Consider the following 16465-nt stretch of genomic DNA (forward strand, 5'->3'; position numbering starts at 1 on the left):
GTTCACTCAGGGCTGCAAACATCAAAACCCCCCGTTCCGTTCCGTATCCTGTGCCCGCTCATTCCCGGTCTGTTCGCCCGCAAGCTCCCTCAGAAGCAGTGCGAGTACGCTCCGTACACTCTCCATACGAATTTCCGCGCGGTCGCCGTTCAACCTCAAGGGCTCCACTTTTCCGCCGCCGGCGGAACCGGAACCCGGTCCGAAGGGCCCGTCCAGGGCCACGAAAACCGTCCCGACGGGCTGCCCGTCCTGTGATTCCGGACCGGCGACACCGGTGGTCGCGATGCCCCAGTCGGCACCCAGCGCCTTCCGGACGCCGGTCGCCATCTGGAGTGCGACCTGCGGATCCACCGCTCCACGCTGAGCCAGCAGAGTGGCGTCGACGCCCAGCAGCTCGTGCTTGAGCGCAGTCACATACGCCGTCACCGAACCGCGGAACGCCTTGGACGCCCCCGGAACCGCCGTCAGCTCCGCCGACACCAGGCCACCCGTCAGCGACTCGGCGACGGCGACCGTCTCGCCCCTCACCGTGAGTAGTCGCACCACTTCCGCGGCCGGGGAACTCACGTTTCCGTCTCCTCCAACGCAGCCTTGCGCTCGGCCATTCCCTGCCTGCGCAGCACAATGGCCTGTCTCACATAGTCGAGCCCGGTCACCACGGTCAGGACGACCGCCGCAGCCATCACCCAGAACCTCAGGGTGGCCAGCCACCCCGTCAGCGCCAGCACGTACATCCCCACGGCCACGCCCTGCGTGAGCGTCTTCAGCTTGCCGCCGCGGCTGGCCGGGATGACGCCGTACCGAATGACCCAGAAACGCAGCAGTGTGATCCCGAGTTCCCGCCCGAGGATCACGATCGTCACCCACCACGGCAGATCGCCCAGCGCCGACAGACAGATCAGCGCCGCGCCCATGATCGCCTTGTCGGCGATGGGGTCGGCGATCTTCCCGAAGTCGGTGACGAGGTTGTAGGTGCGCGCCAGATGGCCGTCGAACAGGTCGGTGATCATGGCGATGGCGAAGGCCGCCCAGGCGAGCGAACGCCACGCCGGGTCGTAGCCGCCGTCGGCCAGCATCAGCGCGACGAAACCCGGCACCAGGACCAGCCGGAGCATGGTCAGGAGATTGGCGATGTTCCAGACGCTGGCCTGGTCGACGGCCGCGGCGGCGATCTTCCCGCCGCGTGCAGGCTTCCCCCCGTCCTGCGCGCCGGAAGCGCCCGACCCGGTGGAACCCGCGGCCGCTCCCTTCCCCTTCGAGGCCCCGCGCGCGGCGGTCCCTCTCGAGGAGGCCGCGGCACCGTTCGCCTTGGCGGAGCCACCTGCGGCGGACGCTGGTACCCCGGTCATCTGCCCGCCTCCTCACTGCCCGGGAGACCGCCTGCGTGACCGCCGACGAACACGCCCGGCAACGGCTCGGCCACCAGGTCGACACCTTCCGTACCGACCACCTTCGCCTCGACCATACGACCGATGCGCAGGCCCTCGCCGCTCGTCAGCAGCACCTGGCCGTCCGTCTCGGGCGCCTGGTGCGCCGCACGGCCGTATGTGCCGTCCTCGGTGTCCACCGACTCCACGAGCACGCGGACGGTCTGACCGACGCGCTCCTCGGCCCGCTGCGAGACGAGTTCCTCGGCCAGTCGCGAGATGCGGGCGAGGCGCTCGGCGACGACGTCCTGGTCGAGCTTGTTGTCGTACGTGGCCGCCTCCGTGCCCTCCTCGTCGGAGTAGCCGAAGACGCCGATGGCGTCCAGCCGCGCGCCGTTCAGGAACCGCTCCAGCTCGGCCAGGTCGGCCTCGGACTCGCCGGGGAAGCCCACGATGAAGTTGGAGCGCACGCCGGCCTCGGGCGCCTTGCTGCGGATCGTGTCGAGCAGCTCGAGGAACCGGTCGGTGTCACCGAAGCGGCGCATCGCGCGCAGCACGTCGGGCGCGGAGTGCTGGAAGGACAGGTCGAAGTACGGCGCGACCTTCGGCGTCGAGGTCAGGACGTCGATCAGCCCGGGGCGCATCTCGGCCGGCTGGAGATAGCTCACGCGCACCCGCTCGATGCCGTCGACTTCAGCCAGCTCCGGCAGCAGCGACTCCAGCAGGCGGATGTCGCCCAGGTCCTTGCCGTACGAGGTGTTGTTCTCGGAGACCAGCATGATCTCCTTGACGCCCTGCTCGGCCAGCCACCGCGTCTCGTTCAGCACGTCGCTCGGGCGGCGCGAGATGAAGGAGCCGCGGAAGGACGGGATGGCACAGAAGGAACAGCGCCGGTCGCAGCCCGAGGCCAGCTTCACGGAGGCGACAGGAGCGCCGTCCAGCCGGCGCCGCAGTGGCGCGCGCGGCCCGGAGGCCGGCGCGACACCCTCGGGAAGGTCCGCCGGAGCGTGCCCCGGCAGCGCTACGGATGCCGCCGACTCCTGCCGCTCCGCCGGGCTGATCGGCAGCAGCTTGCGCCGGTCACGCGGGGTGTGCGCGGCGTGGATGCCACCGTTCAGGATCGTCTGCAGCCGGTCGGAGATATCCGCGTAGTCGTCGAAGCCCAGCACGCCGTCGGCCTCGGGGAGCGCCTCGGCGAGCTCCTTGCCGTACCGCTCGGCCATGCAGCCCACCGCCACGACGGCCTGGGTTCTTCCGTGCCCCTTGAGATCGTTGGCCTCCAGCAGGGCGTCGACGGAGTCCTTCTTGGCGGCGTCGACGAAGCCGCAGGTGTTGACGACGGCGACGTCGGCGTCCCCGGCTTCCTCGACGAGCTCCCAGCCGTCCGCCTCCAAGCGGCCTGCGAGCTCCTCCGAGTCCACCTCGTTACGGGCGCAGCCAAGGGTGACGAGTGCGACGGTACGGCGTTCAGGCATGGGCTCAAGACTACTTCGTCCCGCTGACACCCCATGTCGACCACCCCACGACGACGGGGTTGGCCGATCATGGCCAACCCCGTAGCGACGACACGCCTCTCAGCCGCCTATCCGACCTGCGGGTCGCCCTTCGTGTAGGTGAGCCGCTCCACGGAGCCCGGCTGGAAGTCGCTCTCGATCTTCTTGCCGTTCACATAGAGCTGGATCGCGCCGGCGTCGCCGAGCACGAGGTTGATCTTGGAGCTGTCCTGGAAGGTCTTGGACTCGCCCTGCTTGAGGAGTCCGTCGAAGAGCAGCCGGCCGTTGTGGTCCTTGGCGGAGATCCAGCTGCGGCCGTCGACGGCGCTCACCTGGACGGTGACCTTGTCCTGGGGCGCGGCCGCGATGGCGCTCTCCGTCGGGTCGGGCTTCGGTTCGGCCGGCTTGCTGTTGCCGCCCGAGGGCGAGGCCGTCTTGGTCGACGAGGGCTTGGAACCCTCGGCGACCGGCGTCTCGGAGCCGGTACCAGTGTCGCCGCCCTTGACCACGGTGAACCCGACGAAGCCGATCACGACCACGATCGCGGCGACCATGGCCGCGGTCCAGTTGGGCCCCCGCCGCTCCGGACGGATGCGCTCGGCCTCGAAGAGGGGTGCCGCCGGTGTCGGCGCCGGCCGCCCGCCGCGCTGGGCGTCGTACTGGGCGAGGAGTGGGGCCGGGTCCAGGTGGACGAACCTGGCCAGGGTCCTGATGTGCCCGCGGGCGTAGACGTCGCCGCCGCAGGGCGCGAAGTCGTCCGACTCGATGGCGTGCACGATGGCGATGCGGACTCGGGTGGCGGTACTGACGTCGTCGACGGTCAGCCCGGCGGCCATGCGCGCCTGCTGCAGGGCGCGGCCGATGGAGGGGCGGGCTTCCTCGGATACGTCTTCGAACGGACGCTCGTCTTCAGGGGAGTTGCCGATGGACACGGGGGCGCCTTTCGAGCGTGTAGCCACCTGTGCTGGAGGTTCAGTCTAGGGGGGGTACGAAAGGGTGGGGCAACCGGGCGACGGGACTTTGTACGCCATCCGAATGGCCGGACATCCTGAATGGCGGGTCGAGTGTTGACTGATGGTGGGGCAGGTGCTTTGCGGTTCCCTCAACTTGACGTGCGCCGGAGGGAAACGGTTGCTCAATGATCGCTTACGGGTGAGTCACGATCGAACAACACACCGCACGACGGCCGTAGGACACCCGTCTCCCTACGCTTCAGACTCCCCACGGATCAACGCGAGCACGCCATCCAGGTCATCGGGTTTCACAAGAACATCACGTGCCTTGGAGCCCTCGCTCGGCCCGACGATGTTCCGCGACTCCATGAGGTCCATCAGCCGCCCGGCTTTGGCGAAGCCCACACGCAGCTTGCGCTGGAGCATGGAAGTCGAGCCGAACTGCGTGGAGACCACCAGCTCGGCCGCCTGGCACAGCAGGTCCAGGTCGTCGCCGATGTCCTCGTCGATCTCCTTCTTCTGCTTGCTGCCGACGGTGACGTCGTCCCGGAAGACCGGCGTCATCTGGTCCTTGCAGTGCTGGACGACGGCCGCGACCTCCTCCTCGGTCACGAACGCGCCCTGCATACGCACCGGCTTGTTCGCGCCCATCGGCAGGAACAGTCCGTCGCCCTTGCCGATCAGCTTCTCGGCGCCCGGCTGGTCGAGGATGACCCGCGAGTCCGCCAGTGAGGAGGTGGCGAACGCCAGCCGCGACGGCACGTTCGCCTTGATCAGACCGGTGACCACATCCACCGACGGCCGCTGCGTGGCGAGCACCAGGTGGATGCCGGCCGCGCGCGCGAGCTGCGTGATGCGCACGATGGCGTCCTCCACGTCGCGCGGCGCCACCATCATCAGGTCGGCGAGCTCGTCGACGATCACCAGGAGGTACGGGTACGGCTGGAGTTCCCGCTCACTGCCCTCCGGCGCCGCCACCTTGCCGTTCCGTACGGCCTCGTTGAAGTCGTCGATGTGCCGGTAGCCGTACGCCGCCAGGTCGTCGTACCGCAGGTCCATTTCCCGTACGACCCACTGGAGCGCCTCGGCGGCCCGCTTCGGGTTGGTGATGATCGGCGTGATCAGGTGCGGGATGCCCTCGTACGCGGTGAGCTCGACGCGCTTGGGATCGACGAGGACCATGCGGACGTCCTCGGGGGTCGCGCGGACCATGACTGACGTAATCAGGCAGTTAATGCACGAGGATTTACCGGAACCGGTGGCTCCGGCGACGAGGACGTGCGGCATCTTCGCAAGATTGGCCATCACGTAGCCGCCCTCGACGTCCTTGCCCAGCGCCACCAGCATCGGATGGTCGTCCTCGGCGGCCGCCGCCAGCCGCAGCACGTCGCCGAGGTTGACCATCTCGCGGTCGGTGTTCGGGATCTCGATGCCGACCGCGGACTTGCCGGGGATCGGGCTGATGATCCGCACGTCGGGGCTGGCGACGGCGTACGCGATGTTCTTGGTGAGCGCGGTGATCCGCTCGACCTTCACGGCGGGACCGAGTTCGACCTCGTACCGCGTGACCGTCGGCCCGCGCGTGAAGCCGGTGACGGCGGCGTCGACCTTGAACTCGGTGAAGACGTTGGTGAGCGAGGCCACCACGGCGTCGTTGGCGGCGCTGCGCGCCTTTCCGGGGCCCCCGCGCGTGAGGAGGTCGAGGGACGGCAGGGAGTACGTGATGTCGCCGGACAGCTGAAGCTGCTCGGCGCGCGGCGGAAGGTCGCGGGTCTCGTGGGGCGGCGCCTTGGTGAGGTCGGGGACCTCGCCCTTCAGCTTCTCCTGCTGGGGGCGCGCGGCCGGGACCGGCGTCGGAGTCGGTGTGGTCTCCGCGCGGTCGCCGACGCTCACACCCTGGGTGAGGTCGGCGACGACCGGCGAGGGCGGCATGCCGTGCAGCACGGCACCGTCGAGCGCGGCAGCGGCGGCCGCAGCGACGTCCACAGCGTCCATCTGCCGGCCCGTCTCGGGCTGCGGCACGGCGGAGCGCCTCGGACGGCCGCGACGCCGGGAGAGCGCCTCCTGCTCGGCGCCGTCGGGGTCGTACGACTGCAGGGCCGGCCCGCGCCTGCGGGGGCGGGCCGGCAGCGCCTCGCGCCACTGGTCGTCGTACCGCTCGTCGTCGTCGGTGAACTCCTCGTCCGCCGGGTCGCGGACGAGGCCGAGCTTCGTGCCGAGCAGCCGCAGCCGCTGCGGGATGGCGTTGACCGGGGTGGCCGTGACGACCAGCAGACCGAAGACCGTCAGGAGCACGAGCAGCGGTACCGCGAGCATCTCGCTCATGGTGTACGTCAGCGGAGTCGCCGCGCCCCAGCCGATGAGGCCGCCGGCATCCCGTATGGCCTGCATGCCGTCGCTGCGGGCGGGCGAGCCGCAGGCGATGTGGACCTGGCCGAGCACGCCGATGACGAGCGCGGACAGGCCGATGACGATGCGGCCGTTGGCCTCGGGCTGCTCGGGGTGCCGGATGAAGCGCACCGCAATGACCGCGAGGAGGACCGGCACGAGCAGGTCCAGCCGGCCGAAGGCGCCGGTGACGAGTATCTCGACGAGGTCGCCGACCGGGCCACGCAGGTTGGACCAGGTGCCCGCGGCGACGATCAGCGCCAGGCCGAGAAGCAGCAGGGCGATGCCGTCCTTGCGGTGGGCCGGGTCGAGGTTCTTGGCACCCTGTCCGATGCCGCGGAAGACCGCGCCGACGGCATGCGCGACGCCGAGCCAGATCGCGCGGACGAGCCGGTAGACGCCTCCGGTCGGACTGGGTGCCGGCTTGGGGGCGGGCTTCTTCGCCGCAGCCTTCTTTGCGGGGGCCTTCTTCGCAGCGGCCTTCTTCGCCGGAGCCTTCGCGGAACCGGCAGCCTTCTTCGCGGGCTGCTTCTTGGCTGCGGAGGGACGTGAGGCCATAGGTGTGAGATTACCGGTGGAGACGACAGCGGACACGCGTGCCCACTGCTTCACCCGTTCGTGTCGCCCTTGCAGAGGCGTGAAACTGACGCGAGTTCACGTAGGAGTGACGCACTGATGAACGCCGCGCCGTCGGCCGCGGCGCGGGCACCAGGCAACTGGCCCCGCGCAGACGTCAGTTCTGCGACGGCACCGACGCCGCGCCGCCCGCGCCCGGCTCCAGCGCGTCCAACGCCCGCCGCAATCCCGTGAGCTTGCGCTCCAGATGGGCCGCCGTCGCCACTGCCGCCGCGTCCGCCGAATCGTCGTCGAGTTGCTTGGACAGCGCCTCGGCCTGCTCCTCCACGGCTGCGAGCCGCGCCGACAGCTCCGCGAGCAGACCGGCCGGCTCCTTGCCGCCGCCGACCGCGCTCTTGCCGCCGCCCTCCAACTGGAGCCGCAGCAGCGCCGCCTGCTCCCTCAGTTGGCAGTTCTTCATGTACAGCTCGACGAACACCGAGACCTTCGCCCGCAGCACCCACGGGTCGAAGGGCTTGGAGATGTAGTCGACCGCGCCCGCCGCGTAGCCACGGAACGTGTGGTGCGGACCGTGGTTGATCGCGGTGAGGAAGATGATCGGGATGTCCCGCGTCCGCTCGCGCCGCTTGATGTGGGCGGCGGTTTCGAAACCGTCCATTCCCGGCATCTGGACGTCCAGCAGAATGACCGCGAAGTCGTCCGTGAGCAGTGCTTTGAGCGCTTCCTCCCCGGACGATGCCCGCACCAGCGTCTGATCGAGCGCAGAGAGGATCGCCTCCAGCGCCAGCAGATTCTCCGGCCGGTCATCGACCAGGAGGATCTTGGCCTTCTGCACCATGGCCCGCCCTCCTCGCCCCGGCAGTGCACCGGGCGCCGCCCCGTGGGACGACTCCGTTACGCCGCCCATCCTCGTGCCGGTCATCGTAGCCTTACCCCGCCTGTCGCCACACCCTGTCACCGCGATGTCACTGTGCACGTAGCAGAAACGCAGGGGGAGACCAGAAGGTTCCCCGAATCCCGTACTTGTACACGACTACCAACACCCTGAGTCAGCAACTCGAGGTGAACATCCACCGTTCATTCCCCCTGCATCCACTGCTCCATCACCGCGAGCAGGTGATCGGGATCGACCGGCTTCGTGACGTAGTCGGAGGCGCCCGACTCGATCGCCTTCTCCCGGTCGCCCTTCATCGCCTTGGCCGTCAGCGCGATGATCGGCAGCCCTGCGAACTGCGGCATCCGACGGATCGCTGTGGTCGTCGCATACCCGTCCATCTCCGGCATCATGATGTCCATCAGGACAACCGTTACGTCGTCGTGCTGCTCCAGGACCTCGATGCCCTCGCGGCCGTTCTCGGCGTACAGCACCGACAGCCCGTGCTGCTCCAGGACGCTGGTGAGGGCGAAGACGTTACGGATGTCGTCGTCGACGATCAGTACCTTCTCGCCGCCGAACCGGATCCCGCCGCGCGCCTGCGCGTCCGCGTCCTCCGCGCCGGCCGGCCACTGCGCCTGCGGCAGGGCCCGCTGTTCGGCGATCGGCGTGGTCCTGCGGCGCCGCCGGAACAGGGCGGCCGCACCGTTCTGCGTCTCCCGGTACGACTTCACCTCGGCCGGCGTCTCCACGACCGCCTCGGACAACTCCGGCCAGCCCTCGCCGAGCTCGCCGGCCCCCGCGGGGAGCGCGGGCTGCTGGTAGCCGTGCGGCGGCAGCTCGCTCGGGTGCAGGGGCAGATACAGCGTGAACGTCGAACCGCGGCCCGGCTCGCTCTGCGCGTGGATCTCACCGCCGAGCAGCTGAGCGATCTCCCGCGAGATCGACAGCCCGAGCCCGGTACCGCCGTACTTGCGGCTGGTCGTGCCGTCCGCCTGCTTGAACGCCTCGAAGATCACCCGCATCTTGCTCGCCGCGATACCGATGCCGGTGTCGGTCACCGAGAACGCGATCAGCTCCGCGTCCGGATCGGTCAGTGAACCGGCCTCCAGCAGCTGCTCCCGGATCTTCTGCGGCACGTCGTCGCGCGCGGGACGGATCACGAGCTCGACCGAGCCGGAGTCGGTGAACTTCACCGCGTTGGACAGCAGGTTGCGCAGCACCTGCAGCAGCCGCTGCTCGTCGGTGTGCAGCGTGGCGGGCAGCTCGGGCGACACCCGTACGGACAGGTCCAGGCCCTTCTCCGCGGTCAGCGGCCGGAACGTGGCCTCCACGTAGTCGACGAGCTGGACGAGCGCGATCCGTGTCGGGGAGACGTCCATCTTGCCCGCCTCGACCTTCGACAGGTCGAGGATGTCGTTGATCAGCTGGAGCAGGTCGGAGCCCGCCCCGTGGATCGTCTCGGCGAACTCGACCTGCTTCGGGGTGAGGTTGCCGTCCGCGTTGTCGGCGAGCAGCTTGGCCAGGATCAGCAGCGAGTTCAGGGGCGTACGCAGCTCGTGCGACATGTTGGCGAGGAACTCGCTCTTGTAGCGCATGGAGACCGCGAGTTGCTCGGCGCGCTCCTCCAGGACCTGCCGCGCCTCCTCGATCTCGGTGTTCTTCACCTCGATGTCGCGGTTCTGCCGGGCGAGCAGCTCGGCCTTCTCCTCCAGCTCGGCGTTGGACGCCTGGAGGGCCTTCTGCCGGTTCTCCAACTCGGCGGACCGCTCACGCAGTTGCTCGGTCAGTTCCTGCGACTGCTTCAGCAGCACCTCCGTCTTGGTGTTGACGGAGATCGTGTTGACGCTGGTCGCGATCATCTCGGCGATCTGGTTGAGGAAGTCCTTCTGGATCTGCGTGAACGGTGTGAACGACGCCAGTTCGATGACGCCGAGCACCTTGCCCTCGAACAGCACCGGCAGCACGATCACCTGCGCGGGCGGCGCCTCGCCGAGCCCGGAGGAGATCTTCAGATAGCCACTGGGGGCGTTCTCGACAAGGATCGTGCGCTTCTCCTCCGCGGCCGTGCCGACCAGCGCCTCCCCCGGCCGGAACGACGTCGGCATGGATCCCATCGAGTAGCCGTACGAGCCCAGCATGCGCAGTTCGAACTGGTCGTCCTTGCCGGCACCGTCGCCGAGCGGCATCGCGACGAAGAACGCGCCGTGCTGCGCGGAGACCACCGGCGTCAGCTCGCTCATGATCAGTGAGGCCACATCCTCCAGATCACGGCGGCCCTGCATCAGCGCGGAGATACGGGCGAGGTTGCCCTTGAGCCAGTCCTGCTCCTTGTTGGCGATCGTGGTGTCGCGCAGGTTGGCGATCATCTTGTTGATGTAGTCCTGAAGTTCCTGGATCTCGCCGGAGGCGTCCACGTCGATCTTCAGGTTCAGGTCGCCACGGGTCACCGCGGTCGCCACGCGCGCGATGGCACGCACCTGCCGGGTCAGGTTCCCGGCCATCTCGTTCACGGACTCGGTGAGGTCACGCCAGGTGCCGTCGACATCACGCACGCGTGCCTGGCCGCCCAGCTGGCCCTCCGTACCCACCTCACGGGCGACGCGGGTGACCTCCTCGGCGAACGAGGACAGCTGGTCGACCATCGTGTTGATGGTCGTCTTCAGCTCGAGGATCTCACCGCGCGCGTCGATGTCGATCTTCTTCGTGAGGTCACCCTTGGCGATGGCCGTGGTGACCATGGCGATGTTGCGCACCTGCCCGGTCAGGTTGGACGCCATCTGGTTCACAGACTCGGTGAGGTCCTTCCAGGTGCCCGCCACGCCCGGCACGTGCGCCTGCCCGCCCAGGATGCCGTCCGTACCCACCTCGCGGGCCACCTTGGTGACCTGGTCGGCGAACGAGCTCAGGGTCTTCACCATGGTGTTGAAGGTGTCGGCGAGCTGAGCGACCTCACCGCGCGCCTCGATCGTCACCGTCCGCGTCAGGTCACCGTTGGCGACGGCCGCCGCGACCTGGGAGATGTTCCTCACCTGAACGGTGAGGTTCTTGGCCATCAGGTTGACGTTGTCGCTGAGGTCCTTCCAGATGCCCGTGACACCCGGCACATGAGCCTGGCCGCCCAGGATGCCCTCGGTGCCCACCTCGCGGGCCACCCGGGTCACCTGGTCGGCGAAGGACGACAGCTGGTCGACCATTGTGTTGACGGTGGTGACGAGCTCGAGGATCTCGCCCTTGGCGTCGACGGTGATCTTCTTCGACAGGTCACCCTTGGCGACCGCGGTCGTGACGTCGGCGATGCTGCGCACCTGCACGGTGAGGTTGTTCGCCATGAAGTTCACGGACTGGGTGAGGTCCTTCCAGGTGCCGGACACGCCCTGCACCTCGGCCTGACCGCCCAGCTTCCCCTCGGTGCCCACCTCGCGGGCGACGCGGGTGACCTCCTCGGCGAAGGACGACAGCTGGTCCACCATCGTGTTGAGGGTGTTCTTCAGCTCCAGAATCTCGCCACGCGCGTCCACGGTGATCTTCTGCGACAGATCACCCCGCGCCACCGCCGTCGCGACCTGCGCGATCTGCCGCATCTGGGCGGTCAGGTTGCCGGCCATGCCGTTCACGGAGTCCGTCAGGTCCCGCCACACACCGGCCACGCCGGGCACCTGCGCCTGACCGCCGAGCCGGCCCTCCGTACCCACCTCGCGGGCCACCCGGGTCACCTGGTCGGCGAAGGACGACAGCTGGTCCACCATCGTGTTGACGGTGTTCTTCAGCTCCAGGATCTCCCCGCGCACATCCATGGTGATCTTCTGCGACAGGTCGCCACGCGCCACAGCAGTCGTCACCTGGGCGATCTGTCGCACCTGGGCGGTCAGGTTGCCGGTGATGGAGTTGACGGCGTCGGTGAGCTCCTTCCACGTACCGGAGACGCCCTCCACGCGCGCCTGCCCGCCGAGCCGCCCCTCGGTGCCCACCTCCCGGGCCATGGTCGTGACCTGGTCGGCGAACGACGACAGCTGGTCCACCATCGTGTTCACGGTGTTCTTCAGCTGCAGCATCTCGCCGGAGACGTCCACGGTGACCTTCTGCGACAGATCACCGTTGGCCACCGCCGTCGTCACCTGGGCGATGTTCCTCACCTGTCCGGTGAGATTCCGGAACGCCGTGTTGACGGAGTCCGTCAGGTCCTTCCACGTCCCCGCCGCACCCGGCACCTGCGCCTGCCCGCCCAGCTCACCCTCGTCACCGATCTCCCGCGCCACCCGCGTGACCTCGGAACCGAAGGCCGACAGCTGGTCCACCATCCCGTTGACGGTGTTCTTCAGCTCCAGCATCTCGCCGGCCACGTCCACGGTGACCTTCTGCGACAGATCACCGTTGGCCACCGCCGTCGTCACCGCGGCGATGTCCCGTACCTGGGTCGTCAGGTTCCGGAACACCGTGTTGACGGAGTCCGTCAGGTCCTTCCACGTCCCCGCCGCACCCGGCACGTTCGCCTGCCCGCCGAGCCGTCCCTCTGCACCGACCTCGTTGGCCACGCGCGTGACCTCGTCGGCGAAGATCCGTAGCGTCTCGGTCATCTGGTTGATCGTCTCGGCGAGCTGCGCGACCTCACCCCGCGCCTGCACCGTCACCTTGCGCGACAGATCACCGCTGGCGACCGCGGTCGTCACCTCCGCGATACCGCGCACCTGGGCGGTGAGGTTCCCGGCCATCGTGTTGACGGAGTCGGTGAGCTCCTTCCACACACCGGCCACGCCGGGAACCTGCGCCTGACCGCCCAGCTCGCCCTCGGTCCCCACCTCTCGGGCGACCCGGGTCACCTCGGAGGAGAACGCGGAGAGCTGGTCCACCATCGTGTTGACGGTTTCCTTCAGCTCCAGCATCTCGCCGGCCACGTGAACCGTGACCTTCCGGGACAGATCACCCTTGGCGACCGCCGTCGTCACCAGCGCGATGTCCCGCACCTGAGCGGTCAGCCGGTACGCCATCGTGTTGACGGACTCCGTCAGGTCCTTCCACGAACCCGACATCCCCCGCACCTGGGCCTGCCCGCCCAGCTTTCCCTCGGTGCCCACCTCGCTGGCCACCCGTGTGACCTCGTCGGTGAACGTCGACAGCTGGTCGACCAGGTTGTTGACCGTCCGCCCGACCTTGAGGAACTCCCCGCGCAGCGGGTGCCCGCTCCCGTCGGGCGCCTGCGTCCGCAACTCCATCCGGGGCAGCAGATCACCGTCCGCCACCGCGGACAGCACCCGGCTGACCTCGGACACCGGCCATACGAGATCGTCGACCAGGGCGTTCGAGGCGTCGATGGCGGCCGCCCAGGACCCCTCACAGGCGCCCGTCTCCAGCCGCTCCGTGAGCTTGCCCTCACGTCCCACCACGCGGCGTACGCGCGACAGCTCACCCGTCAGGTGCAGATTGCGGTCGGCCACTTCGTTGAACACGGCCGCGATCTCCGCCATCACGCCGTCCCCGGACACCGTGAGCCGCTTGCGGAAGTTTCCGTCCCGCATCGACACAAGAGCCGCGAGCAGCCGGTTCAGGGCAGCCGTGTCCACCTCAGTGGTCCCGTTCCGGTTGCTCGGGGACTGTCCGCCCTTTGCACGCGGCTTAGTGCCCCGCGTCGCTGCGCCAGACTCCACTGTGTCCCTCCCGCAGGGATCGACCGTTACTGCTGCTCGGCGTACCAGTTACTACTGCGTATCCCGGCCCGGCGGTACCGGGCCGCCGTCACCACCAGGGGTACCGGCCGCACCCAGGGCTGCTGCCCGCCATACGCGGAACACACTCTCGGCCTGCCAGGACCTCCACCAGAAGCCTGCCCAGTGTTTCACCCCTGCCGAACCAGGCCATAACAGTTCGGCAGCTTCGCACATCGTCCGCACACCCTCCGGACGGAAACACTGCAGACCGGCACACGCATGGATGGCGAAGGTAAGTAACCTTGCATGCGGCTGTCCAGCCGCGCCGGTCCGTCCGGCCTGGGCGGTGGCACGAGAACGAGCGGGCATCGGAGGGGCGGCCGCACACATGACCACCGGACTGATTCCCGGGGGACAGCCCCCGGACCCCCGGCCGACGAGCGGCCTGCCGTCGCAAACGCGACGGGAGCCGGTCGACCACGGGGCCCAGCACGTAGAAAGCAGGTCGAGGAGTTCTGTGATCACCGCGCGCGCGGCCGCCAGCTTCGAGCCCGTCGGGCGCTCGGTCGCCTCCGCCCGCTCCTTCGTCCGCGACACACTCCAGGGCTGGGGCTACGCCGACATCGTGGACGACGCGGTGGTCCTCACCAGCGAGCTGGTCACCAACGCCGTCGTGCACGCCGGTACGACCGCGGACGTCCTGTGTCTGCGCACCGACGGCGGCGTACGCATCGAGGTCGCCGACCACTACCCCGAACGCGAAGTCCCACTCCAGGGCTCGGCCGTCAACATGGGCAGCCCCGACCGCGAGGGCGGCCGCGGCCTCCAGCTGTGCGCGGCCCTGGCCAGCCGCTGGGGCGTCGAGTACACCCCGACGTACAAACAGGTCTGGTTCCAACTCGACCTCCCCGAGCGCGCGGTGGGCACCCGCACCGCCGGCCCGTCCCTCCCGGCCGACCTGCTCCCGCTGGCCGACGGCCGCGTCCGTGTGGCGGTCATCCAGATCGACCGGAACGGCTCCATCTCGGCCTGGAACGACGACGCCGAGGAGCTGTTCGGCTACCAGGCGGAACAGGTCACCGGAAAACCCCTCACCGACCTCGCGGCCTGGCCGCACACGCCTGGCACCAGCACGGGCATCGTGGAGGCCCTCCAACTCTCCCGTTGGGAAGGCAGTTACGGCATCCGCAACGCGAACGGGCGAGTGATTCCCGTCTACGCCTCCCACCTCCGCGTCCGCGACACGGCCGGCGAGCCCTCCACGGTCTGCCTCCTCGTACGGGACCACGAACGCGCCGTCCTGCAGACGCCGATGCGCCTGCCGGCATCCGACACGAGCACCTCCTCGGAGGGCCAGAACACCGACCCCTTCGAGGTGTTCATCGGCTCCCCCGCCCCGGACGACCTCGACGGCCTCCTCCAGCGCACGGTGGAACGCGCCCGCGACATGCTCGACGGCGACTCCGCGTTCCTGCTCCTCGCCACCGACGACGAAACGGAGTTGGAGGTCCGCGCCTCCACGGGCCTGCCCTCCGCCCGCCAGCGCTTCGCCCGCGTCCCCGTCGAGGCGGGCCCCGGCCGCTACGGCTCCGCCCGCATGCCGGCCGTCCATGACGACCTCACGGCGGTCTCCGGTGCGGTACCTCTACTGAACGGCACCGGCATGCGCTCGGTGGTCACGGTCCCGCTGAAGGTCGAAGGCCGCCTCACCGGCTCCCTCGGCGTCGCCGCGGAGGCGCCCGGCAGATACTCCAACGAGGAGGCCCTGCGCCTCCAGTTCGCCGCCGACCGTATCGCCCTGGCCGTCGAATCCGCCCGCCTGGGTGAACTCGAACGCCTGCGCCGCGGCTCCCTCAGCTTCCTCGTCGAGGCCTCCGACCTCCTGGCCGGCACCCTGGACCGCGACCAGACACTGGCCCTCATGGCCCAGATGACGGTCCCGACACTGGCCACCTGGTGCGCCGTCTACACGATCGCCGACCAGGCATCGGAGCCGTATCTGTCGTACGTCCTGCATGAGGACGAGGAACTCATCGACGGCATCAAGTCCCTCCTGTCGAAGATCGCCCCGCCCGACCCGGTCCCCACCCCGGGCGCCCGCGTCTGGTCGGCCCCGGCGGAAGCCGCCCACCAGGCAGCGCTGCGCACGTCCATGCGCAGCCTGGGCCTCGGTGAACCAGCCACGGTCAGCGGGGGAATCGGTCCGACCCTGGCAACGGCCTCGGCCGTGGGCGGCGAGACGGTCGTCCTCCCCCTGGTGGCCCGCAACCGCGTCATCGGCATGTTGACACTGGGCAAGCCGACCGACGAACACTTCCGCCAGGAGATCCTGGAACTGGCCGAGGACCTGTCCCGCAGAGCCGCCCTGGCCCTGGACAACGCCCGTCTCTACTCGGAGCGCGTGGCCATCAGCCAGTCCCTCCAGCGCAGCCTCCTGCCGCCCGAGCTCCCCGAGATCGGTGGCGTGGAGGTCGAGGTCATCTACCGCGCGGCCGGCGAGGGCAACGAGGTCGGCGGCGACTTCTACGACCTGTTCCCCATCCGCGACGGTGCCTACGGCTTCGCCATCGGCGACGTCTGCGGTACGGGCCCCAACGCGGCGGCGGTCACGGGCTTGGCCCGCCATGCGCTGAGGTTGCTGGCCCGCGAGGGCCTCAGCGGCCCGGCGGTCCTGCAACGCCTCAACTCCGCGATCCTCGACGAGGGCGCCCGCAGCCGCTTCCTGACGCTCCTGTACGGCGAGATGCGCCCGCAGGAGGACGGCAGCGCGGAGCTGAAGGTGGTGTGCGCCGGACACCCGCTGCCGCTCCGCCTGCGCCAGGACGGCACGGTCGAGACCGCGGCCGAGCCCCAGCCGCTCCTCGGCGTCCTGGAGGACCTGGACCTCTACGAGCAGACCGTCATTCTCGACCCTGGCGACGTTCTGCTCTGCGTCACGGACGGCGTCACCGAACGACGCGAGGGCACCCGCATGCTGGGCGACGACGGCCTCGCCGACGTCCTCACCACCTGCACCGGCCTCACGGCGGGCGCGGTGGCGGCCCGCGTCATGCGCGCCGTGGAACGCTTCGCCACGGACGCCCCCTCCGACGACATGGCGATCCTGGCCATGCGCGTGCCTGGCCTCCACAACGGTCTGAACGGCGCCTGACCGAACAGCGCCTGAACA

General features: G+C 69.2%; 8 protein-coding genes. 1 reads left to right on the forward strand and 7 read right to left on the reverse strand.

Annotated features, from left to right (window positions below):
• Positions 1–21: 21 nt before the first annotated feature.
• From StrepF001_RS28780 to StrepF001_RS28810, 7 genes are all read right to left on the reverse strand, one after another.
• The gene (locus StrepF001_RS28780) at positions 22–567 is read right to left on the reverse strand and encodes a CinA family protein (protein WP_129801120.1); all 546 of its coding nucleotides are present in this window, start codon (positions 565–567) and stop codon (positions 22–24) included.
• Positions 564–1349 (reverse strand): CDP-diacylglycerol--glycerol-3-phosphate 3-phosphatidyltransferase, encoded by a 786-nt coding sequence (gene pgsA / locus StrepF001_RS28785; RefSeq protein ID WP_129801121.1) that lies wholly within the window; start codon positions 1347–1349, stop codon positions 564–566. The genes StrepF001_RS28780 and pgsA overlap by 4 nt, the downstream gene beginning before the upstream one ends.
• The gene (gene rimO, locus StrepF001_RS28790) at positions 1346–2842 is read right to left on the reverse strand and encodes a 30S ribosomal protein S12 methylthiotransferase RimO (protein WP_129801122.1); all 1497 of its coding nucleotides are present in this window, start codon (positions 2840–2842) and stop codon (positions 1346–1348) included. Before rimO ends, pgsA begins: the two co-directional genes overlap by 4 nt.
• A gap of 107 nt (positions 2843–2949) precedes the next feature.
• A complete protein-coding gene (locus tag StrepF001_RS28795; RefSeq protein WP_129801123.1) occupies positions 2950–3792 on the reverse strand; it encodes a RodZ domain-containing protein in 843 nt (280 codons plus the stop codon).
• Between the two features lie 273 nt (positions 3793–4065).
• Positions 4066–6759, reverse strand: coding sequence for a DNA translocase FtsK (locus tag StrepF001_RS28800; RefSeq protein WP_240797717.1), 2694 nt, complete (start codon positions 6757–6759; stop codon positions 4066–4068).
• A gap of 175 nt (positions 6760–6934) precedes the next feature.
• Positions 6935–7615: a response regulator gene (locus StrepF001_RS28805; protein WP_129801125.1), complete on the reverse strand. Its 681-nt coding sequence runs from the start codon at positions 7613–7615 to the stop codon at positions 6935–6937.
• Between the two features lie 239 nt (positions 7616–7854).
• Entirely contained in the window at positions 7855–13296 is a 5442-nt protein-coding gene (locus StrepF001_RS28810) for a HAMP domain-containing protein (RefSeq protein WP_129801126.1), read from the reverse strand.
• Between the two features lie 388 nt (positions 13297–13684).
• Between StrepF001_RS28810 and StrepF001_RS28820 the strand changes: the two genes are divergently transcribed.
• Positions 13685–16447 carry a SpoIIE family protein phosphatase gene (locus StrepF001_RS28820; RefSeq protein ID WP_129801127.1) on the forward strand — a complete coding sequence of 921 codons (2763 nt, stop codon included), beginning with the start codon at positions 13685–13687 and terminating at the stop codon, positions 16445–16447.
• Positions 16448–16465 lie beyond the last annotated feature (18 nt).

Origin of the sequence: Streptomyces sp. F001, assembly GCF_004187715.1 — a bacterium.
In the GTDB taxonomy this organism is placed as follows: domain Bacteria; phylum Actinomycetota; class Actinomycetes; order Streptomycetales; family Streptomycetaceae; genus Streptomyces; species Streptomyces flavusporus.